The sequence below is a fragment of the Maribrevibacterium harenarium genome (genome assembly GCF_006385675.1).
Taxonomy (GTDB): domain Bacteria; phylum Pseudomonadota; class Gammaproteobacteria; order Pseudomonadales; family Marinomonadaceae; genus Marinomonas; species Marinomonas harenarium.
This window is the reverse complement of the sequence record NZ_VFRR01000005.1, coordinates 58,208-77,059: the sequence shown is the minus strand read 5'-3', so window position 1 is coordinate 77,059 and position 18,852 is coordinate 58,208. Positions and strand designations below refer to the sequence as shown.

Genomic DNA, 18,852 nt, shown 5'->3' with positions numbered 1-18,852 from the left:
ACAAACGGTCTCTTTGAGGCCGTTTTTTGTATTTATTGTTCACACTCTGTAACCACATTATTTACTCGTTTCGACTAAAGTCTCAATTCCCCTTTGACACGGCACTGCTACATTACAGGTGCAAATAAAAATAACTAAAAAGGAGATCGACCGTGTCAGATCATACTCAAAACCAAGAAAAGTACTGGCAAGCGAACGTTCGCTTGATCTTAGGTAGCCTCGTCGTTTGGGCGTTGGTGTCCTATGGTGGTGGTATTCTGCTACGCCCAATGCTTTCGGGCATTGAAATCGGGGGAACAGACCTAGGGTTCTGGTTTGCTCAACAAGGTTCTATTCTTAGCTTTATCGCGCTGATCTTCCATTACGCATGGCGTATGAATCAGCTAGACAAAGAATTCGGGCTTGAGGAGTAATTACCATGAGTCAATTCGCAATTAACTTGTTATTCGTAGGTGCATCTTTTGCACTCTACTTTGGTATCGCTATCTGGGCACGCGCAGGCTCCACTAAAGAGTTCTACGTTGCCGGTGGTGGTGTGCACCCGGTGATGAATGGTATGGCAACAGCCGCTGACTGGATGTCTGCCGCATCGTTTATCTCTATGGCAGGTTTGATCGCTGCCGGTGGTTATGCCAACTCGACCTTCTTGATGGGTTGGACTGGTGGTTACGTACTGTTGGCTATGCTACTTGCTCCTTACTTACGTAAGTTCGGTAAGTTTACCGTGCCAGACTTTATCGGTGACCGCTTTTACAGTCGTACAGCACGATTAGTGGCCGTTGCCTGTTTGATCATCGCTTCTGTTACTTACGTAATCGGTCAGATGACTGGTGCAGGTGTAGCTTTCTCTCGCTTCTTGGAAGTAGATAAAGAAACCGGCTTAATCATCGCAGCGGTAGTCGTATTCTTCTACGCAGTATTAGGTGGTATGAAAGGTATTACCTACACTCAGGTGGCTCAGTACTGTGTGCTAATCGTGGCATACACCATTCCGGCGGTATTCATTTCCCTTCAGCTAACTGACACCTTTATCCCTGCAATCGGCTTGTTCTCTGAACACACACAATCCGGTGTGCCTTTGCTACAGAAATTGGATGAAGTTGTTCGCGAGCTAGGTTTCAATGACTACACCGCAGATGTGGACAATAAAGTGAACATGGTTCTGTTTACCTTATCTCTAATGATTGGTACTGCAGGTCTACAACACGTTATCATCCGTTTCTTCACGGTACCTAAAGTAGCCGATGCTCGTTGGTCTGCTGGTTGGGCGCTAGTGTTCATTGCTTTGCTATACCTAACTGCGCCTGCAGTAGCGTCTATGGCTCGTTTGAACCTACTAACCACCATCTACCCAGATGGTCCAACTGAACAAGCTATCCAATACGACGAACGCCCTACTTGGATGCAAACTTGGGAACAAACTGGTCTTATTAAGTACGAAGATAAAAACGGTGACGGTCGCATCCAACTTTACAACGACACTGCAGCATTCAAAGAGGAAGCAGCATCTCGTGGTTGGGCTGGTAACGAGCTAGTGGTTAACCGTGACATACTAGTATTGGCGAACCCAGAAATCGCCAACCTACCTGGTTGGGTTATCGGTTTGATCGCCGCCGGTGGTTTAGCTGCAGCACTATCTACCGCAGCAGGCCTACTATTGGCGATATCCTCTGCAGTAAGTCACGACTTGATCAAAGGTTCGATCAATCCTGACATTTCAGAGAAAGGCGAGTTAACTGCAGCACGTATCTCCATGTTTGTCGCTATCATAGTAGCTACTTACTTGGGTATGAACCCACCAGGTTTCGCCGCACAGGTAGTAGCTTTGGCATTCGGTATCGCCGCAGCCTCTATCTTCCCTGCGCTTATGATGGGTATCTTCTCTAAGAAAGTGAACAACAAAGGCGCTATCGCCGGTATGTTGGCAGGCCTTGGTTCTACTCTAGTGTACATCTTTACGTACCTAGGCTGGTTCTTCATCCCTGAAACAAACATGCTAGCGAATACACCTGACAACTGGATCTTCGGTGTGTCTCCTCTATCATTCGGCGCGATTGGTGCAGTGATTAACTTCGCGGTAGCCTTCATCGTATCTGGTATGACAGAAGAAGTACCAGCTGATATCCAAGAACTGGTAGAAAGCGTGCGTTACCCTAAAGGTGCCGGTCAAGCAATTGATCACTAAGCCTTAGGTTGAGACTTGGGCGGGGCCACATATAGTGGCTCCGCCTTCTCCTTGAGTAAGTAATAACTATAACAAGAAGGTAAAGACGATGATTTGGGAATTAATTGCAACCGTATGTGCGGGTCTGGCTGGTGCCGGGATCGCTTTGTTCCTTCGTAAAATTACCCTACAAAAATCTCCGAAATGGCTGATCCCAACGTTTGCAGGCATCGGTATGCTCGGCTTCCAAATTCAAGCGGAGTACACTTGGTACGATCACCAAGCAAGCCTACTTCCTACCGGCGTTGAGGTTGTCAAAACGGTTGAAGAAGAGACACTGCTTCGTCCATGGAGCATGTTATACCCACAAACCACCCGCTTTATTGCTGCCGATGTAGATAACGCAGCAGTCAATAAACTTAATCCAGATATTGTTTTAGTGGATTTGTATTTCTTTGAACGACGCTCTATGGCAAAACGCGTCCCACAAGTGATTCACTGTGGACAAGCTGCCCGCGCCGATTTCACGAATCAGTTTGAGCTCCCCACTACCAACTCTCTGGACAAAAACTGGCAGAAACTTGGCCAAGATGATCCACTCGTACAAGCAGTTTGTCATTCCTGATTGATGAATTTAACTCAACTATAAGCGCAATATATATCGCTTTTTTAATCTGAGTCCCATAGTTAACATGTGTTCATCAACTGAGCACATGTCTACAACTGTGAGGACACTATGAATAAAACTACCGCTGATCTAATCAAACAAGCAGACTTCCAATACTTATCTGACCTAGATCGTGACTTGGCAATCGCCCAAGCTGAACGGGCTCAAGCTATCATTTCTCTTTTAGACGGATTGGGTAAAACAACGTTATCCGTAACTAAATACTTTATTAAATTAGTAGCACACTTCGTTCAGAACGCGAAAGCCACGCCAGCAGCATCTCTGCCAACTAAATAAGTGCTCTTAGCGCCTTGGCGCGAACACATCACAAAATCTGTAGACAAAAAAATGCCCACATCACAGTGGGCATTTTATTTTCAATAACGAAATACCAACTTAGTGGTGATGACCACCTTCGCCATGTACATGACCATGTTGGATTTCTTCGGCAGAAGCTTCACGCACGGAAACCACTTCCACATCAAAGTTTAATGTCTTGCCGGCAAGCGGATGATTACCATCTAGTTCGATACCATCATCGGCGACACCAATTACCATAACAGGCTGCTGACCCATTGGAGTCTGCGCCATAAACTGCATGCCAACTTCAATTTCATCAATGCCTTGGAAGTTTTCACGAGGCACAACTTGAATCAATTCTTCACGCTTTGGACCATAGGCTTCATCAGGAGCGACTTCTACTTTCAACGTATCACCAGCCACTTTGCCTTGAAGCGCTTTGTCTAGCCCTTCGATAATATTTTGCGCACCGCTCAGAAATACTAACGGCTCTAAACCAACGGAAGAATCTAAGGTTTGACCACCTTCGTCGGTCAAAGTGTAGTGCATACTGACAACGGTATTTGGGGCGATTTGCATCGTCAACTCCTGCTCGCTTTTGTAATGGAGGCTGACCTCCAGTGAATTTAGACTTCCATCATACTTATCTGTTTTCCTGATGACCACCTTAGAAACGACAAACGCCACACAGATTGCAGCAAATCAAGAACGGATCATGCCGTAGAAGAGTTTGCCACCTTAGTAGTAGAGGAGCGTCTTCGAGATTATGATACATTGTCCGTTACCCAAACTGGCTGTGGAACCATCATGACATTCTTCTGGATAATTCTTGCCATCCTTTACATGCTGGGGTTGTTTTGGATTGCTCTTTGGGGCGATAAAGAAAATTCCATTGCTAGACGCTTAACACGCCACCCAATTGTATACAGTCTATCGCTGGCTATTTACTGTACTGCTTGGACGTTTTATGGCGCCATCGGTGAAGCCTCCCGTTCCGGATGGAGCTATCTGCCGATCCTACTTGGGCCAATTTTGCTCTACCTGTTTGCCTACCCTTTTATTGGCAAGCTCATTACGGTGAGTCATAAACAAAATATCACTTCAATAGCCGACTTTATTTCCTCCCGCTATGGCAAGCGCCCGATGACGGCGCCATTGGTTATCCTCATTGCTATGTTGGCTGTTATCCCTTACATCGCCCTACAGCTTAAAGCAATCGGGTCCACTTTCGCCCTATTTGTAAATCAAAACGAAAGCTCCGCTAGCGCTGTGGTCATGATCGCCACCTTTATGATCGGTGTGTTTGCCATGCTCTTCGGCACTCGCAAGGTCGAAGTAACCGAGTACCGCTCCGGCATGATGCTAGCGATTGCGGCGGAATCTTTGTTTAAATTAGTCGCTATTGTCGCGGTGGGTATAGTGGCGCTGATGGCGAGCCAAGATATTAGCGTTGATAACTGGCATACTCGCTTCGACCCGCAGATATGGAATCTTGAGCAAACTCTTTCGTTTCCGTTTTTGATGCAAACCGCTATGGCCGCAGTAGCGGTGATATGCCTGCCACGACAGTTTCATGTGACAGTAGTCGATCATCAAAATCATCGCCAATCGCGTATGTCCCGCTGGGTGTTTCCGCTGTACCTGTTGATTTTTGCCTGTGTGATTCCACCTATAGCGATTGTGGGACAAAGTCTATTCCCAGCTGAAATTAATGCGGATACCTACGTTATTCAGTTTGCTCTACAGTCAGACAACCTACCACTGCAGATGCTGATATTTCTTGGGGGGATGTCAGCCACTACGGCGATGGCCATCATTGCAACGTTTGCCCTAAGCATCATGATTTCCAATGATGTGGTTTTACCTATCATGCTCGCCCGGGGCACTGGCCATAACGCAGCTTTACCAATCTACCGTCGCCGAATTCTTACTATCCGCCGTATTGCAATGGCAGGTATCTTGGCGCTCTCTTTCCTCTACTATCAGGAAATGGCAAATAGTGAGTCCTTAGCAGGGACGGGGCTGATTGCTTTTTCATTGGTGTTACAACTCTTGCCCGCCGTCTTAGGGGGACTATATTGGAAACGGGGCCATGCCTACGGCGTCTACGCTGGCCTCACCCTCGGCTTTCTTTGTTGGTTGCTATGGATGATGTTGCCGGTGATTTCTAATGTGGACTGGAATATTGGCGACGCCAGAACCCACTCCGAACTTATTAGCTATGGCGCCTTAATTAGCTTGATCGTGAATATCGTCGGTTACATTGTCGGCTCATTATTGTCCACGGAACGATTTGTTGATCGTATTCAGGCCACCGCATTTGTTAATCCAACCTCAGAAATCGAAAACCGCTTTTTCAAACCAAAAAGTAAGGCGATCAACAGCGATCTGTTTGTCCTGTTGGAAACCTTTCTTGGCAAACAAAAATGTCGAGAAGTCATTCGTAACTTTGAAACAACCTACAGCGATCCGTTACCCGCCAATGCGACACCCAACCGTCTTTTCATAGATTATTGTGAGCGCGTGCTTGGTGGTGTATTAGGTGGTTCGTCGGCACGCACCATCATTACTTCTCTCTTGGTTGATAAACAGATCCGTGTGGAAGAGATGGTGACTTATCTGGATGAAACCACTCAAGCCATCCAGTTTAGTCAGAATTTGCTGTTTATTTCTCTGGATAATCTTGACCAAGGTATCAGCGTGGTCGATAAAGACTTGCGTATGGTCGCCTGGAATAAGACCTATATGTCTCTTTATCCCTATCCAGAGGGGATGCTTAAAATTGGTTTGCCAGTGGAAGAACTGATCCGCTACAACGCAGTAAACGGCGAGTGTGGTGTTGGCGAAGTGGAAGAATTGGTCAACAAACGTTTGGAGCATTTACGCAAAGGAACCGCCCATCGTTTTTTACGTCGCCGTGCCAATGGCAGGGTGATTGAGATGGTGGGTAATCCTTTACCTGACGGTGGTTTCGTTACCAGTTTTACTGATGTGACCGAACACATCGAAATTCAGCAGGCACTTCAGGAAAGCAACATTGACTTAGAAAAGCGGGTCATGGCGCGTACCCAAGAGGTACAAAGCATTAATAGCGAGTTGATACAGGAAATACAACGTCGCGCCCAAGCAGAACAAGAACTCATGACCGCTAAAGCGGAAGCAGAGCGGGCAAACGCCTCCAAAACCGAGTTTCTCGCCCTAGCGAGTCACGATATTCTGCAGCCCTTGAACGCCGCCAAACTGTATATGGGGGCATTGCAAGACAGTAAACTCGAACCAGATGACCATGTGACCCTACAGCGCTTGGCTGATTCTTTGGACTCTACAGAAACGCTAATCTCGACCCTATTGGAAATCGCTAGGCTTGACCAAGGCGCAATTAAACCGCGCCTAATTGATACGGATATCGCGCCGATTCTCGCTCCTATTATCCAAGAGTTCGGCATGATTGCCGCAGACAAAGGTATCCAACTTTCTACGCATATCCGCCCTTGCCGTGTTCACAGTGACCCGATTTATTTACGTCGCATCGTACAGAACTTTGTTTCTAATGCAGTAAAATATACCCAACGCGGGCGTGTATTAGTGACCGCACGACCAAAGCAACAGGGAGTATTGATTCAAGTATGGGACACGGGTGTCGGTATTCCTGAGGCAGAACAAAGTAAAGTATTTGATGATTTTTATCGCTGGGAAAATAATCGCGAACAAGGTATCGGACTTGGTCTCGGTCTGGTACGCCGCATGCAGCGTATCCTCGGACTGACCACAACCGTTCGCTCGGTACCCCATAAAGGCAGCTGTTTCAGTATTATGGTTCCCCACGCTCTAGCAGCTGAATCAGCCGCAGATACTACCTCTGCGGATACCTTGCCGACATCGCCAATTGGACAATATTTTTGCCACGTGTGGTGTATTGATGATGATGATAAAAATCTCGCAGCGATGGAAACCCTTCTCAAGAAATGGCAATGCGAGTATCAGTTGTTCAATAATATTGAGGATGTGTTAATCGCAAAAACTCAAGCTACCCCCGAGTTACTGCTGGTCGATTATCAACTAGGGGCGGATCAAGATGGTTTAAGCTTGATCACTCATCTACGTCAGCATTTTGCGCTGGATATTCCTGCCGTGCTGATCACCGCAGTGCGAAGCGAGGAACTGACACAACAGTGTCAGCAATTAGGCGTGACTTACATGCCGAAACCAGCGAAACCAGCAAAATTACGAGCATTAATACAACATATTCATGCCCACCGACCAGAAAGTTAGTCATTTGGTGGGCAACAATAGTAACTCGTTTACATGGGAGATAATCAGCACGAACTGGGGCGCTGAAGACCGCAACCACTAAGAATAATGTCGCACACGGTATCTCCTACACGCTGCTGATCCGATTCTGACATAACATCACGCCCCGTTAAGGCCTGAATTTGTGCCTCAAAATCTGCATAATGCTGAGTGGTCGCCCAAATCATAAAAATAAGGCTGGTGGCATCCAAAGTCCGCATTTTGCCAGCCGCCATCCAACTCTCTAACACTGCCACACGGGATTGAAACCACGTACTCACTTCTGTGCGTAGGTTCTCGCCAATAAACGGTGCTCCTTGAATAACTTCTTGCGCAAAAATACGAGAAGAACGAGGACTAGCGAAGCTTTGTTTCAATTTGGTACGAATGAAGCTGTCTAATACGGTTGCCGGATCATCTTCACTAGTCGCCTTATCGAACAAATCGTTCCAAGACTCCGCAATATTGCTTAGCACTTCCTTATACAAATTTTCTTTGGAATGGAAATAATAAACAATATTAGGCTTAGGCAGCTCTGCCCTGGTCGCAATGTCTTGCAAACTGGCACCTTTGAAACCTTTCAGCCCAAATTCAATTTCTGCTGCTTCCAGTATGCGTGAAACAACTTCTTCACGATTTGCCTGACGTTTACTCATATCAAATCCTTTACTACTGCAAATGCTCACGTTGCTAGACAGTTAACGTGTCAAATGATCTAAATCTTTACCCACTAATGAATGCTGAGACAACTCATAGGCGCGGCCAAATCCTTTTACATAACGCCCTGATAGCGGCGTAAGCGCAAACATATGAAAGTCTGCTAACTGCCCCAGCTGTTCAACAATTTCTCCATGTCGTTCTGCGAGTGCGGAAAAAGCTAATTGCCAGCTATCACTCCCCCGAACCACCGGGGACACGGACATTTCGTATTGTAATCTTTGGCGGGCATAAATTTGCTCGGTAGCAGCTTCATCAGCTACCAGTAACACAGACGCCACATCAGAGACAAACAAAGCTTGCGTATGTTTAGCCAACTCGCTAACCAATATGTACAAAGACTCGCCCACTCGGGCAAAAGGTGCGTAGGATGCCAAGGGCTCCCCAGCGGTATCTTTCACCGCGATCATTATCGACTTTTGCTGTTGTAAAAACCTGTCTACTTCCGCCAGGATTTCACTCGCCAAACGTTGATTTTTCATCGTCAGTCACCTGTTAACCAAGCAGCGCAGTCATCTCTTCGGCGCTAGTCAGCTTGCCTTCATCGTCAATATTTGGAAATACTGCCAACGTAATACTGTCTTGCAACAGACTTGGCAGCCACTGCCCTTTAAAGGTATCAAGAGAAATAGCTACCGGCTCACAATCTTCCCATTCTTCAATGGCCCACTGGGCAGCGAAATCTGCATCCGGCCATACCATGACGCAGTCGCCGTCATCGGTTTCAACCATGACAAATCCTTGCTCGTTTTCCAATGTCCATACCTGTCCCGTGGCTTTGACAGTGTTCACAAAATAGCCTAAGCGTTCTTGATCCGGTGCAGCTAAAAGTGCAATACGTTGATCTAATGACAATTCTGTTGACATAAGTAGCATCCTATTTAGGAGTGGAATAGTGAAATCTCTGCGGGAGTTAGCTCACGATATTGACCTTCGGACAAGTCTGCCAGGGTCAACTCACCTATGGCCTCCCGATGCAAACCCTCGACATGATTACCTACCGCAGCAAACATCCGCTTTACTTGATGATAACGCCCTTCTTCAATCGTTAATAACACCTCTTGGGGTGTAATCCGTTGCACCTTTGCCGGAAGAGTCGGCTTGGATTCTGAACGTAACAATATCCCTTGTTCAAGTTGCTTAAGCTGCTCATCCTCAATGGGACGAGCTAACCAAACTCGATAGCGCTTTGGCAAATGATGTTTAGGGGAGGTAATGCGATGTAGCCATTGACCATCGGTGGTGAGTAATAGTAGCCCTGTGGTGTCTTTATCAAGTCGCCCCACGATCTTTATTTGGTTGCGCCATTCTTGCGGTAGTAAATCCAATACAATGGGCTGAGTGGGGTCTTCGGTAGCACACAAATAGTTGGCTGGCTTATGTAGCATCAGATAACGCTCACCAGCGATCTGGCACGGCTCACCATTTAGGGTAACTAGTGCGCTTGGGGCGATTTTGCTATTGCCTTTGCGTACGACGACACCGTCTACCTGCACTTTACCGACGCTAATGGCCGTCTTGGCATCTTTGCGGCTTAAAGAAGTCGCTTGAGAAATATATTGATCTAGACGCAAAGTAGGTCCCGCTCGTGAGCTCCGGTTAGTCAGAGCGGGAATGATACCTGAGTGTACGCTATTGGCAAACGGGATTAGGGTTGTACGAGGTAACGACCCGGTTTGTGATTCACTGTAAGAATAAAATTAAGTGCCACAGCCCCTAAGATAGAAATCACGATAAGCCATGGATCGACGATAAACAAAGACAAGAACAAGACAATGCTATCCACCGCCATCTGGAACTTGCCAATAGAGATTCCACGGGTTTCACTCAGATAACGGGCAAGGATATTCAAGCCCCCCAAGCTCGCGTTGTGACGGAATAGCATTAGGAAGCCAACCCCCATCAGCAAGCCACCTGCTCCACCAGCGTACAGTGGGTGTATGTCACTCAGGGAAATAAACAATGGTGTGATATCGGAAAAGAACGATACACAAAATACCGCAATAAAAGTCTTGATGGTAAAAGCCCAACCAATACGACGAATCGCTAACCAATAGAAAGGTAGATTGATCAGGAAAAACGCTTGACCAAAAGTCAACGGCGTCGCGTACTGGGCGAGAAACGCCAATCCAGCTGTGCCGCCGCTCAACAGGCCGACTTGGGTGAAAAAGTTAACCCCCAGAGCAATAAGAAGCGTTCCCCCCAAAATAGCTTGGGCATCTTCAAAAAAGGTATGACGACGAATATCAGCACTGGCTGTTGTCATGGTTAAACTCCCACTAAGAATACGATACTGCCGCGTATTCTAGTCAAAAGCTTAACCGCTCTCTATCAACAGCGAGGGGATAAATTTGAACGTAAACCCCATATTTGTCTAAAATTTTATACAGCTTTCAGCTTACCATTCAATGCCAGCTTGAGCTTTCAACCCTGCCCGAAACGCGTGACGTTCATCCGCGATTTTACTGTGGGTATCCACCATCTCCATCAGTTCACGAGGTGCCGTGCGACCAGTCATCATTACATTCTGGTGATTCGGTCGTGTGTTAAGAGCTGCGATCAAATCCGCCACCTCAAGATGACCATATTTGTACATGTAGGTAATTTCGTCCAGGAGGACAAAGTCGATATTCGGATCTTGTAAGTAGATCAAAGCCTGCTGCCAGGCCTGCTCTGCGGCCGTTTTTTCCAGCTCCGGGTCACGGGTTTCCCAAGTAAAACCATGGCCCATCACGTGAAACTCAACGTTGGGGTGAGAAGCGAAAAACAACTGCTCCCCAGTTTCTTTGCGGCCTTTGATAAACTGAATAACCGCCGCACGCTTTTGATGGCCTAAGCTACGGGCCATGGTGCCAAAGGCACTGGAGCTTTTGCCCTTGCCATTGCCAGTGAGCAAGATCGTCACGCCGCGCTCTTGGGTCGCTGCGGCGATACGGGCATCAACTACTTCTTTTTTTTTCAGCTGCTTAGCAATGTAGGTGCTACGCTGTACTTCATTTTCTTGGCTCATGGGGAAGCTCCTCTGTAGTGGCTGCGCGTTTTTTGTAGAGTAACCAACTCGGGTAATAAAGCCCCTTGTGAATAGCGAACAATCTCAGCACAACGATCAGTGTAGTGGCATAAATGGCATTGTAAGGATGACTAGGAAACACATCATTTAGGAGGACGATAAACAGTGCACCTAACAACGCTGGCGTGGCGTAGAACTCCCGTCCCAGTACCAAGGGCGCTCGATTGCTAAGTAAATCACGGATAATCCCCCCGGCGATTCCGGTAATGACCCCCATGGTCACCGCAATGGTTGCAGAGAATCCGAGACGCAATACATTCTCTGTAGCGACGACCGTAAACAAAGCAAGTCCAAAGGAGTCAGCGTAATGGAAAATGGTTTGACGGTTTTCGATAAAACGTACTGCAAAGAAAGCAAACACGGAAGATGCTGCAGCAACCCAAAGATAGGAGGTATCTTTGACCCAATACACTGTCTCGACCGATAAAATAACATCACGAATAGTGCCGCCACCGAGGGAAGTGACCATCCCGAGCACCACCAAGCTAAACAAGTCCATATCCCGCTTGCCGGAAGAAATCACGCCAGTGATAGCAAATGCGGCAATACCGAACATACCAAGCCAATACAGGATCATAAGGGAAACCACATTGTTGAGTTTAAGCTCGGCTGCCCAAGCAATCTAAGGTGACAAACTCACCGTTAATAGTCAGCAGAGTATAACTGAGGAAATCAGGATTAATCGGTGAACATTTTTCAAGTGGCCAGCAGCATAATTCGCTCACAATGACCTTAATTACACCTGAATGGGTAACCAACACACAGTCTCTGTCCCCCTCCGCCATAGACTTTATTAAAGGCATTACTCGGGACTTGAGATCTTGCAGAGACTCTCCCTGATAGGGAGCGGCGGTCGCAAGCTCAGCACTCCAAGAGCGAATTTCAGGTTCCGGAATATCTTGCCACAGGCGCCCTTCCCAGTTACCAAAATCCAATTCCTGTAACTCAGCAATCGGAGCGCTGTGTTCATCTAACATTTCTCCCAATAACCGTGCTCGGGACAGTGGACTGTGAAAATAGCTGGCGTTCGGCAGGCACTGACGTAGCAGAGCACTCAGACGAGACGCTTCTTCCTGCCAGCTGGTCAAGATAGGAACATCAGTACGTCCATAACAAGTGCCGCTCACCACATCGGGCTTAGGGTGACGCACGAGACACAAACGCATTAGGCACTCCACCCTAGCAAGGCGAATAAAATAACAACTTCAGCAAGCTGTTCAGAGGCGCCAAGAATATCACCGTTATAGCCCCCGAGTTTACGTTTTACATACCAGCCGAATACCACAAATAATACGCCTAACGAAAACGCCATAAAGATGGTAGAAATCACTCCAGTCAGGAGTAACAGCACCACAATCGCAGCACCGGTAATCGGTACCTGAGCCCATGACAACTTACTAATCCAAGCGGCGGACTTGCTGCCTTCAGTGGTTACATAAGACAAGGTCTGAATCAAGAACAGCGGCAATAGTCTGGCGCCCATATGCACGGCAAGCCAACCAGCGAACACGGTCCAGAGCCCCTGCTCCCATTGCCCAACCCGAAGCCATTCACTAAGCAACCACCATTTGAGGCTCAACACTCCCCATGCGGCGAGTACGCCAAAGCTGCCGACACGGGAGTCCTTCATAATTTCAAGGCGCTGAGAAACTGTCCAGCCGCCCCAAAGACCATCGGCACTGTCGAGCAAACCATCTTCGTGAAACGCACCGGTCACTAGCATCGCAATCAGGATCATTAATAAAGCTTGCAAGCTCTCAGACCATGAGTCGACCAACAATGGTAGAGCGCTGATAAGTCCAACAACTAATCCGACCCAAGGCAAATAAGCCAATGACCATTGCGGGGCGACTTGAGTTTGCCAATCGACCTTGAGGGGGATGCGAGTGTAGGTCACTACTGCCCGTTTAAAAGCAAGCCAATGAATATCAGCTGGAACCATCTGCAACACCAGCGGATTCAAAGCTCGCCATCTGCCCCAAGAACACACAGGCACTTTGCAACAATGGATACGCTAAAATGGCGCCTGAGCCTTCACCCAAGCGCAACCCTAAATCAAGCACGGGTTCCGCATTGAAGTGTTCCAATAACGTCTGGTGAGCTTGTTCATTAGACTGATGGGCAAACAAGGCATAGTCCAACACATGCTGATTGACTTGCTCAGCAATCAACAGGGCTACGGTACAAATAAAGCCATCCACTAGGAAAGCTCTACCATGAGCGGCAGACTCCAACATAGCACCAGCAATAGCGAGGATTTCTAACCCGCCAAATTCTTGTAATACCAGTTCCAACGGCCAAGCACCGGGACTACCGCCGTGCTCTTTCTTAACTCGATCAAATGCACGCTGAATCAGCATGGCTTTACGCGCCACACCGTCATCATCCAGTCCGGTACCACGCCCGACAGTTTGCTCGGGGGATATACCCAAAATGGCACTCATCAAGCAGGAGGAAACGCCAGTATTGCCGATCCCCATCTCGCCAAACAAAAACAGTTCGGTACCGTATTGTTCAATGCTATGGCGCACTCGTTGACGCCCGACAGTCAATGCCTGCTCCACTTGCTCCAGCTCCAATGCCGGACGTACGGTAAAGTCGTAGGTACCACGGGCAACCTTGGCGCGACATAACAAGGGATGAGCGGTGAACTCGACGTTCACTCCCACATCAACAACTAATAAAGGAACATGGTGTTGCTGGCAAAACACGCTAACTGCGGCCCCACCATGGAGAAAGTTATGTACCATTTGCGGGGTAACTTCCGCCGGGAAAGCACTAAAACCTTGTGCACAAACACCATGGTCACCGGCAAACACCAACATCTGAGCTTTACTTACACTGGGTGTTAATGTTTGCTGAATGGCAGCTAATTTAGCGGCGTATTTTTCCAACAAACCCAACGATCCTAAGGGCTTCGTTTTGGTATTAATTCCATGAGCTATCTGCTCATCCATCGCCCCACTAACGGGAGCAATTTTGCAAGTCGACAACAAAACCATACTTCCTGATCAAAACACACAAAGATTGTTAAAACCGCGCTTACTTGCTTAGACGCTGACGTACCACTTCATACAAGCACACGCCAGTAGCGACGGATACGTTTAAGCTGGACACCACGCCTGCCATTGGCAGCTTGATAAGGTAATCACATTGTTCGCGCGTCAAACGACGCATGCCATCGCCTTCGGCCCCCATGACGATAGCCGCCGGGATAGTTAGATCATGCTCGTAGATGGTCTGTTCTGCCTCGCCAGCGGTACCGAAAATCCAGATGCCTTGGTCTTGCAGTTTCTTCATAGTGCGAGCCAAGTTGGTCACCGAAAAAACCGGCACGCTTTCCGCCGCACCGCAGGCCACTTTGCTCACCGTCGCATTTAATTGGGCGGATTTATCCTTCGGAATAACTACCGCATGGGCACCTGCCGCGTCAGCACTACGCAAACAGGCGCCAAGGTTGTGGGGGTCAGTAATACCATCGAGAATCACGATCAGCGGTGTGCCATCAATACCTTCCACCAAACGGTGCAAGTCGGCCTCACCTTGGGCTTTGGCCATAGCGGTTAGGGCTACCACGCCTTGGTGAACGACCCGTTCTTTATTCTTGGTGAACAGCTGATCCAACTCTTTGCGTGGCACATACTGCACACGAACCTTTTGCTTTTGACATAGCTGCGCCAAGCGTTGGGTTTTCTTGTCGTCTCGCCCTTCTTGAAAGCGAACTTCTTGGATACCTTCCGGTTGTTGCGTTAGCGCCGTTTCCACGGCATGGATACCATAGATCCATTCTAAATCTGACATTGACTCATTACTCTGACGGTTTAATCTTGCGTACGACGCTTGGCGTTACTTTTCTTAGCCGCTTTCTTTTTCACCTTGGCTTTCTTCGGTGCAGCCGCTTTAGCCGTGCGACCTTTGTCCGTTTTCGCTTTTAAGGTCTTTTTCTGGCGTACTTTTTTCCCTTTAGAGGGTTTCTTACGGGCTTTTTTCGGTTCCGCAATCGCCTTATCAGGTTCACCTTGAGACGCTTTAGGAGTTCTCTGGGAGGATTCCGGCTTACGCTTTTTCGGCCGGGCACCTAATTCCATCGGTGGCAACTGGGCTAGCTGCATTTCAAGCTCGGAAAGCTCATCCCGATTCATGCGGGATTTTTTCGGCGCTGTACGGCTGGCAACTAGGTTAAAGTCGATCTTACGTTGCTCCAGGTTCACCTGCGCCACTTCAACTTGCACCTTATCCCCAAGGCGATAGCGCTTGCCGGTGCGCTCTCCAACGATGGATTGCAGCTCTGGATCATGGATAAAGTAATCTTGTCCCAGTGCCGAAATGTGCACTAAGCCCTCTACATAAATGCCCTGCAACTCAACAAAAATCCCAAACGGTGTTACCGCGGTGATCACTCCGTCGAATTGCATACCGATATGTTGCTCTACGTACTGACATTTGAGCCAAGCTTCTACATCTCGAGTGGCTTCGTCAGCGCGGCGTTCAGTCATGGAGCAGTTTTCGCCAAGCTCATCCATATCGGCATCCGTGTAGCCATAGATTTTGTTAGCTTTTAATGTAGTACCACCGGGAGCACGATAAACTTGGGATACCTTGGGCGCCCCTTCACCGCGAATCAAATAGCGAATTGCCCGATGTACCAATAGATCAGGGTAACGACGAATAGGCGAAGTAAAGTGAGTATATGCTTCATAACTCAGGCCAAAATGGCCCACGTTATCTGGTTGATAAACCGCTTGGGACATAGAGCGCAACAGCATGGTTTGAATGCTATGAGCATCGGGGCGCTCGCGGATTTTATCGGCCAAATCCGCGTAGTCCTTCGGCGTGGGCTTAGAACCGCCGCCGAGCTCTAGGCCTAACACAGACAAATAGGTACGTAGGGCCATCAGTTTGGTTTCGCGCGGGCCTTCGTGGATACGGAATAAGGTAGGTAAGTTTGCTTTTAGCAATAATTCCGCTGTAGCCACGTTGGCGCAGAGCATACATTCTTCGATTAGCTTGTGGGCGTCGTTGCGCTCGATCGGCACGATCTGATCAATCTTGGCAAACTCATCGAACACCATGCGAGTTTCAACGGTATCAAAGTCCATGGCGCCGCGTTCTTCCCGCGCCGCACGGAGTACCTTGTAGAGCTCATAAAGATTGTCGATATCACCGACTAAAGATTGGTAACGCTCCCGTAATTCGAGGCCTTGATCGTCCGGTTCAGGAGCGATCATTTTCGCAACCTTGGTATAAGTTAGACGAGCATGGGAGTTAATGATGGCTTCATAGAACTTATAGCCACGCATTTTACCGCGCGTCGTTAATGACACCTCCGCCACCATAGCAAGACGATCGACATTCGGGTTCAAGGAACACAAACCGTTAGACAGTTGCTCCGGTAACATGGGGACGACGCGACCAGGGAAATACACGGAGTTGCCCCGTAAAATCGCCTCTTCGTCCAAAGCCGAGCCTTTTTTCACGTAGTGGGAAACATCGGCAATCGCCACAAACAGCTTCCAACCACCCGGTGTTTTTTGACAGTAGACCGCATCATCAAAATCACGAGCATCTTCACCATCGATGGTGACAAAAGGAGTTTGGCGCAGATCGACTCGCCCAACTTTGTCTTCTTCGACGACTTCTTTACCTAGTGGCTTTACTTGCTGTAGCACCGCTTTCGGCCATTCGTTCGGAATTTCATAACGGTGAATGGCAACATCGATTTCCACGCCGGGGGCCATAAAATCGCCGAGGATCTTCTTGATAACCCCTTTTGTTGGCTGATGACGATCGGCAAAGGAGATAATTTCCACTAACACATATTGACCATGCTTCGGAGCAAGCCCAGATGGCTGATCAATAATAATGTCTTGGCTAATGCGAGGATTCTCAGGTGTGACAAAGCAAGTTGCGCTTTCTTCGTAATAACGACCGACTAATTGGGTGTGCTTACGCTCCAATACCTCAACAACAACACCATCTAAGCGACCTTTTACCGTTCTCCCAGATAGACGCACGGTAATACGATCACCATCCATTACGGACATCATTTGACGTTGTGATAGAAAGATATCATCCGCATCTGCCCGTAGCAGGAAACCGTGTCCTTCTTTCGTACCCTGCACTACACCTTCAATAATGTCCGATGCCGTAATCGGTGAGTACTCATCCTGACCGTTGTTTTGCAACTGATGATCGCGACTCATGGCGATTAGCCGGCGACGCAAGGCTTCGATTTCATCCTCCGCTTTTAAGCCAAAGGCTTTGACCAGTGCAGCATGGGATTGCGCAAACCCGACACTGGCGATGTATTCCAATATGTATTCACGGCTCGGAATGGGGTTGTCGTATTTGGCTGCCTCGCGGGACTGATGCGGGTCGTTATGATGATGTTTACTCAAAGTATCGGAATCCTTGCTTTATATAGATGGACGTAGATGTTTTTCGCATTACTAGGTCCGAGAATTTATGCAACAAATTATACGGGATTGTTACGACTCGGCTCCAGTTAAGAGTAGAAAACTCCTATTGAATTTGCGAACTATTGGTAATTACACAACAAATTACCCAAATAGCGCTCATTCCCTATCATTTTGGGCCCGATCAATTCTCGTCGCAAAAAGGCAATCCCATGCAAATGTGTCGAATACCGCCCAAAACCTGACCATAACTAATCGATTGATCGAATTTACTGATATTTTTCTAACAAAAACTCAACTGCGATTCCGCGCTAAATGCATATCAGCCATCACTTTGGTGGAAATTTCTTCCACTGATAATCGGGTCGTATTCAGAAAGGGAATGCGTTCTTGCCGATAAATGGCCTCTACTTCATCTACTTCATAACGACATTGTCGCGGCGAGGCATATTTACTAGATGCCATGCGTCCAGTGCGGATTTCATGCAAGCGAACAGGGTCTATAGTTAAGCCATATAGCTTCTGCTTATGGGGGCGTAAAATTTTCGGCAGCCCCACTTGAGTAAAGTCATCTTCATTCAGCGGATAGTTCGCCGCCTTGATGCCGTATTGCATAGCAAGATACAGGCTGGTCGGTGTTTTGCCCGAACGTGACACTCCCAATAAGATGATTTCTGCTTCGTCATAATTTTTTATGGAAGCCCCGTCATCATTGGCTAGCGCGTAGTTGATGGCATCAATACGGCTGTCATAAATCCCTTCTTTGATACCATGGGCTTTTTGAGCTTGGGGCTGGGCGGGGACACCAAGGGCCTGTTCAATCGGCGATAATAAATCGCCGAATAAGTTGTAACTATGAGCATTGCAAGCTTCGATTATGGCACGAATGGATGGATCGGAAATGGTAAAGAACACCATGACTTTTTCCCCCGCATCTACCTCTTCTTGTAGTTGGCGACAAAAGCCATGGGCCTGATCTTCGGTACTAATAAAAGGCACGCTTTCCTTGCGAATCGCAATATCAAAGAAGGATAACATGGCCGAACCAAATACCTCGGCAGTGATCGCCGTACCATCGGAAACGAAATAGACCTTCATACTGTTTTCACTCATTTTGTTGTTATGTAACGACATTAACCAATCCGATTGAAATAAAACTACATCGAATAATCGACTTTATTCATCGATCTCCTCCTTTCTACAATGAGCCCAGACACCAGCCAAAAGC

The 18,852-nt window shown here is 47.8% G+C and carries 19 protein-coding genes; 5 read left to right on the top strand and 14 right to left on the bottom strand.

The window, feature by feature from the left end; all coding sequences use genetic code 11:
* The first annotated feature begins 152 nt into the window (after positions 1 to 152).
* The 4 genes from FJM67_RS04375 to FJM67_RS04360 all read left to right on the top strand — a co-directional run bounded on the left by FJM67_RS04375 (position 153) and on the right by FJM67_RS04360 (position 3,128).
* Positions 153 to 413, top strand: coding sequence for a DUF4212 domain-containing protein (locus tag FJM67_RS04375; protein WP_140587455.1), 261 nt, complete (start codon positions 153 to 155; stop codon positions 411 to 413).
* Between the two features lie 5 nt (positions 414 to 418).
* Positions 419 to 2,185, top strand: coding sequence for a sodium:solute symporter family protein (locus FJM67_RS04370; RefSeq protein WP_140587454.1), 1,767 nt, complete (start codon positions 419 to 421; stop codon positions 2,183 to 2,185).
* 88 nt (positions 2,186 to 2,273) lie between these two features.
* Positions 2,274 to 2,789, top strand: coding sequence for a hypothetical protein (locus FJM67_RS04365; protein WP_140587453.1), 516 nt, complete (start codon positions 2,274 to 2,276; stop codon positions 2,787 to 2,789).
* Between the two features lie 111 nt (positions 2,790 to 2,900).
* Positions 2,901 to 3,128: a hypothetical protein gene (locus FJM67_RS04360; RefSeq protein WP_140587452.1), complete on the top strand. Its 228-nt coding sequence runs from the start codon at positions 2,901 to 2,903 to the stop codon at positions 3,126 to 3,128.
* A 99-nt stretch (positions 3,129 to 3,227) separates the two neighbouring features.
* On the opposite strand, the gene FJM67_RS04355 is transcribed toward FJM67_RS04360, so the two are convergent.
* A complete protein-coding gene (locus FJM67_RS04355) occupies positions 3,228 to 3,710 on the bottom strand; it encodes an FKBP-type peptidyl-prolyl cis-trans isomerase (protein ID WP_140587451.1) in 483 nt (160 codons plus the stop codon).
* A gap of 228 nt (positions 3,711 to 3,938) precedes the next feature.
* On the opposite strand from FJM67_RS04355, the gene FJM67_RS04350 reads away from it, so the two are divergent.
* Entirely contained in the window at positions 3,939 to 7,403 is a 3,465-nt protein-coding gene (locus FJM67_RS04350) for a hybrid sensor histidine kinase/response regulator (protein WP_140587450.1), read from the top strand.
* Positions 7,404 to 7,447: 44 nt separating this feature from the next.
* Here FJM67_RS04350 and FJM67_RS04345 read toward each other — a convergent pair whose 3' ends face one another.
* The 13 genes from FJM67_RS04345 to FJM67_RS04285 form a co-directional block, all read right to left on the bottom strand.
* Entirely contained in the window at positions 7,448 to 8,077 is a 630-nt protein-coding gene (locus FJM67_RS04345) for a TetR family transcriptional regulator C-terminal domain-containing protein (protein WP_140587449.1), read from the bottom strand.
* Positions 8,078 to 8,119: 42 nt separating this feature from the next.
* The gene (locus tag FJM67_RS04340) at positions 8,120 to 8,620 is read right to left on the bottom strand and encodes a HugZ family pyridoxamine 5'-phosphate oxidase (RefSeq protein ID WP_140587448.1); all 501 of its coding nucleotides are present in this window, start codon (positions 8,618 to 8,620) and stop codon (positions 8,120 to 8,122) included.
* A gap of 13 nt (positions 8,621 to 8,633) precedes the next feature.
* Positions 8,634 to 9,005 carry a DUF2750 domain-containing protein gene (locus FJM67_RS04335; protein ID WP_140587447.1) on the bottom strand — a complete coding sequence of 124 codons (372 nt, stop codon included), beginning with the start codon at positions 9,003 to 9,005 and terminating at the stop codon, positions 8,634 to 8,636.
* A gap of 14 nt (positions 9,006 to 9,019) precedes the next feature.
* Complete coding sequence (locus FJM67_RS04330; RefSeq protein ID WP_140587446.1) at positions 9,020 to 9,712, bottom strand: pseudouridine synthase; 693 nt, start codon at positions 9,710 to 9,712, stop codon at positions 9,020 to 9,022.
* A gap of 74 nt (positions 9,713 to 9,786) precedes the next feature.
* The gene (locus FJM67_RS04325) at positions 9,787 to 10,404 is read right to left on the bottom strand and encodes a YitT family protein (protein ID WP_140587445.1); all 618 of its coding nucleotides are present in this window, start codon (positions 10,402 to 10,404) and stop codon (positions 9,787 to 9,789) included.
* 132 nt (positions 10,405 to 10,536) lie between these two features.
* Positions 10,537 to 11,148: a cob(I)yrinic acid a,c-diamide adenosyltransferase gene (gene cobO, locus FJM67_RS04320; RefSeq protein WP_140587444.1), complete on the bottom strand. Its 612-nt coding sequence runs from the start codon at positions 11,146 to 11,148 to the stop codon at positions 10,537 to 10,539.
* Positions 11,132 to 11,785, bottom strand: coding sequence for a trimeric intracellular cation channel family protein (locus FJM67_RS04315; RefSeq protein ID WP_140587443.1), 654 nt, complete (start codon positions 11,783 to 11,785; stop codon positions 11,132 to 11,134). The genes cobO and FJM67_RS04315 overlap by 17 nt, the downstream gene beginning before the upstream one ends.
* A gap of 22 nt (positions 11,786 to 11,807) precedes the next feature.
* Entirely contained in the window at positions 11,808 to 12,374 is a 567-nt protein-coding gene (locus FJM67_RS04310) for a histidine phosphatase family protein (RefSeq protein ID WP_140587442.1), read from the bottom strand.
* Entirely contained in the window at positions 12,374 to 13,150 is a 777-nt protein-coding gene (locus FJM67_RS04305; protein ID WP_140587441.1) for an adenosylcobinamide-GDP ribazoletransferase, read from the bottom strand. The genes FJM67_RS04310 and FJM67_RS04305 overlap by 1 nt, the downstream gene beginning before the upstream one ends.
* Entirely contained in the window at positions 13,137 to 14,210 is a 1,074-nt protein-coding gene (gene cobT / locus FJM67_RS04300) for a nicotinate-nucleotide--dimethylbenzimidazole phosphoribosyltransferase (RefSeq protein ID WP_181161428.1), read from the bottom strand. The genes FJM67_RS04305 and cobT overlap by 14 nt, the downstream gene beginning before the upstream one ends.
* Before the next feature lie 40 nt (positions 14,211 to 14,250).
* Positions 14,251 to 15,009: a 23S rRNA (guanosine(2251)-2'-O)-methyltransferase RlmB gene (gene rlmB, locus FJM67_RS04295; RefSeq protein WP_140587439.1), complete on the bottom strand. Its 759-nt coding sequence runs from the start codon at positions 15,007 to 15,009 to the stop codon at positions 14,251 to 14,253.
* 20 nt (positions 15,010 to 15,029) lie between these two features.
* Entirely contained in the window at positions 15,030 to 17,606 is a 2,577-nt protein-coding gene (gene rnr, locus FJM67_RS04290; protein WP_140587438.1) for a ribonuclease R, read from the bottom strand.
* Between the two features lie 312 nt (positions 17,607 to 17,918).
* Entirely contained in the window at positions 17,919 to 18,722 is an 804-nt protein-coding gene (locus tag FJM67_RS04285; protein WP_140587526.1) for a pyruvate, water dikinase regulatory protein, read from the bottom strand.
* Between the last annotated feature and the right edge of the window lie 130 nt (positions 18,723 to 18,852).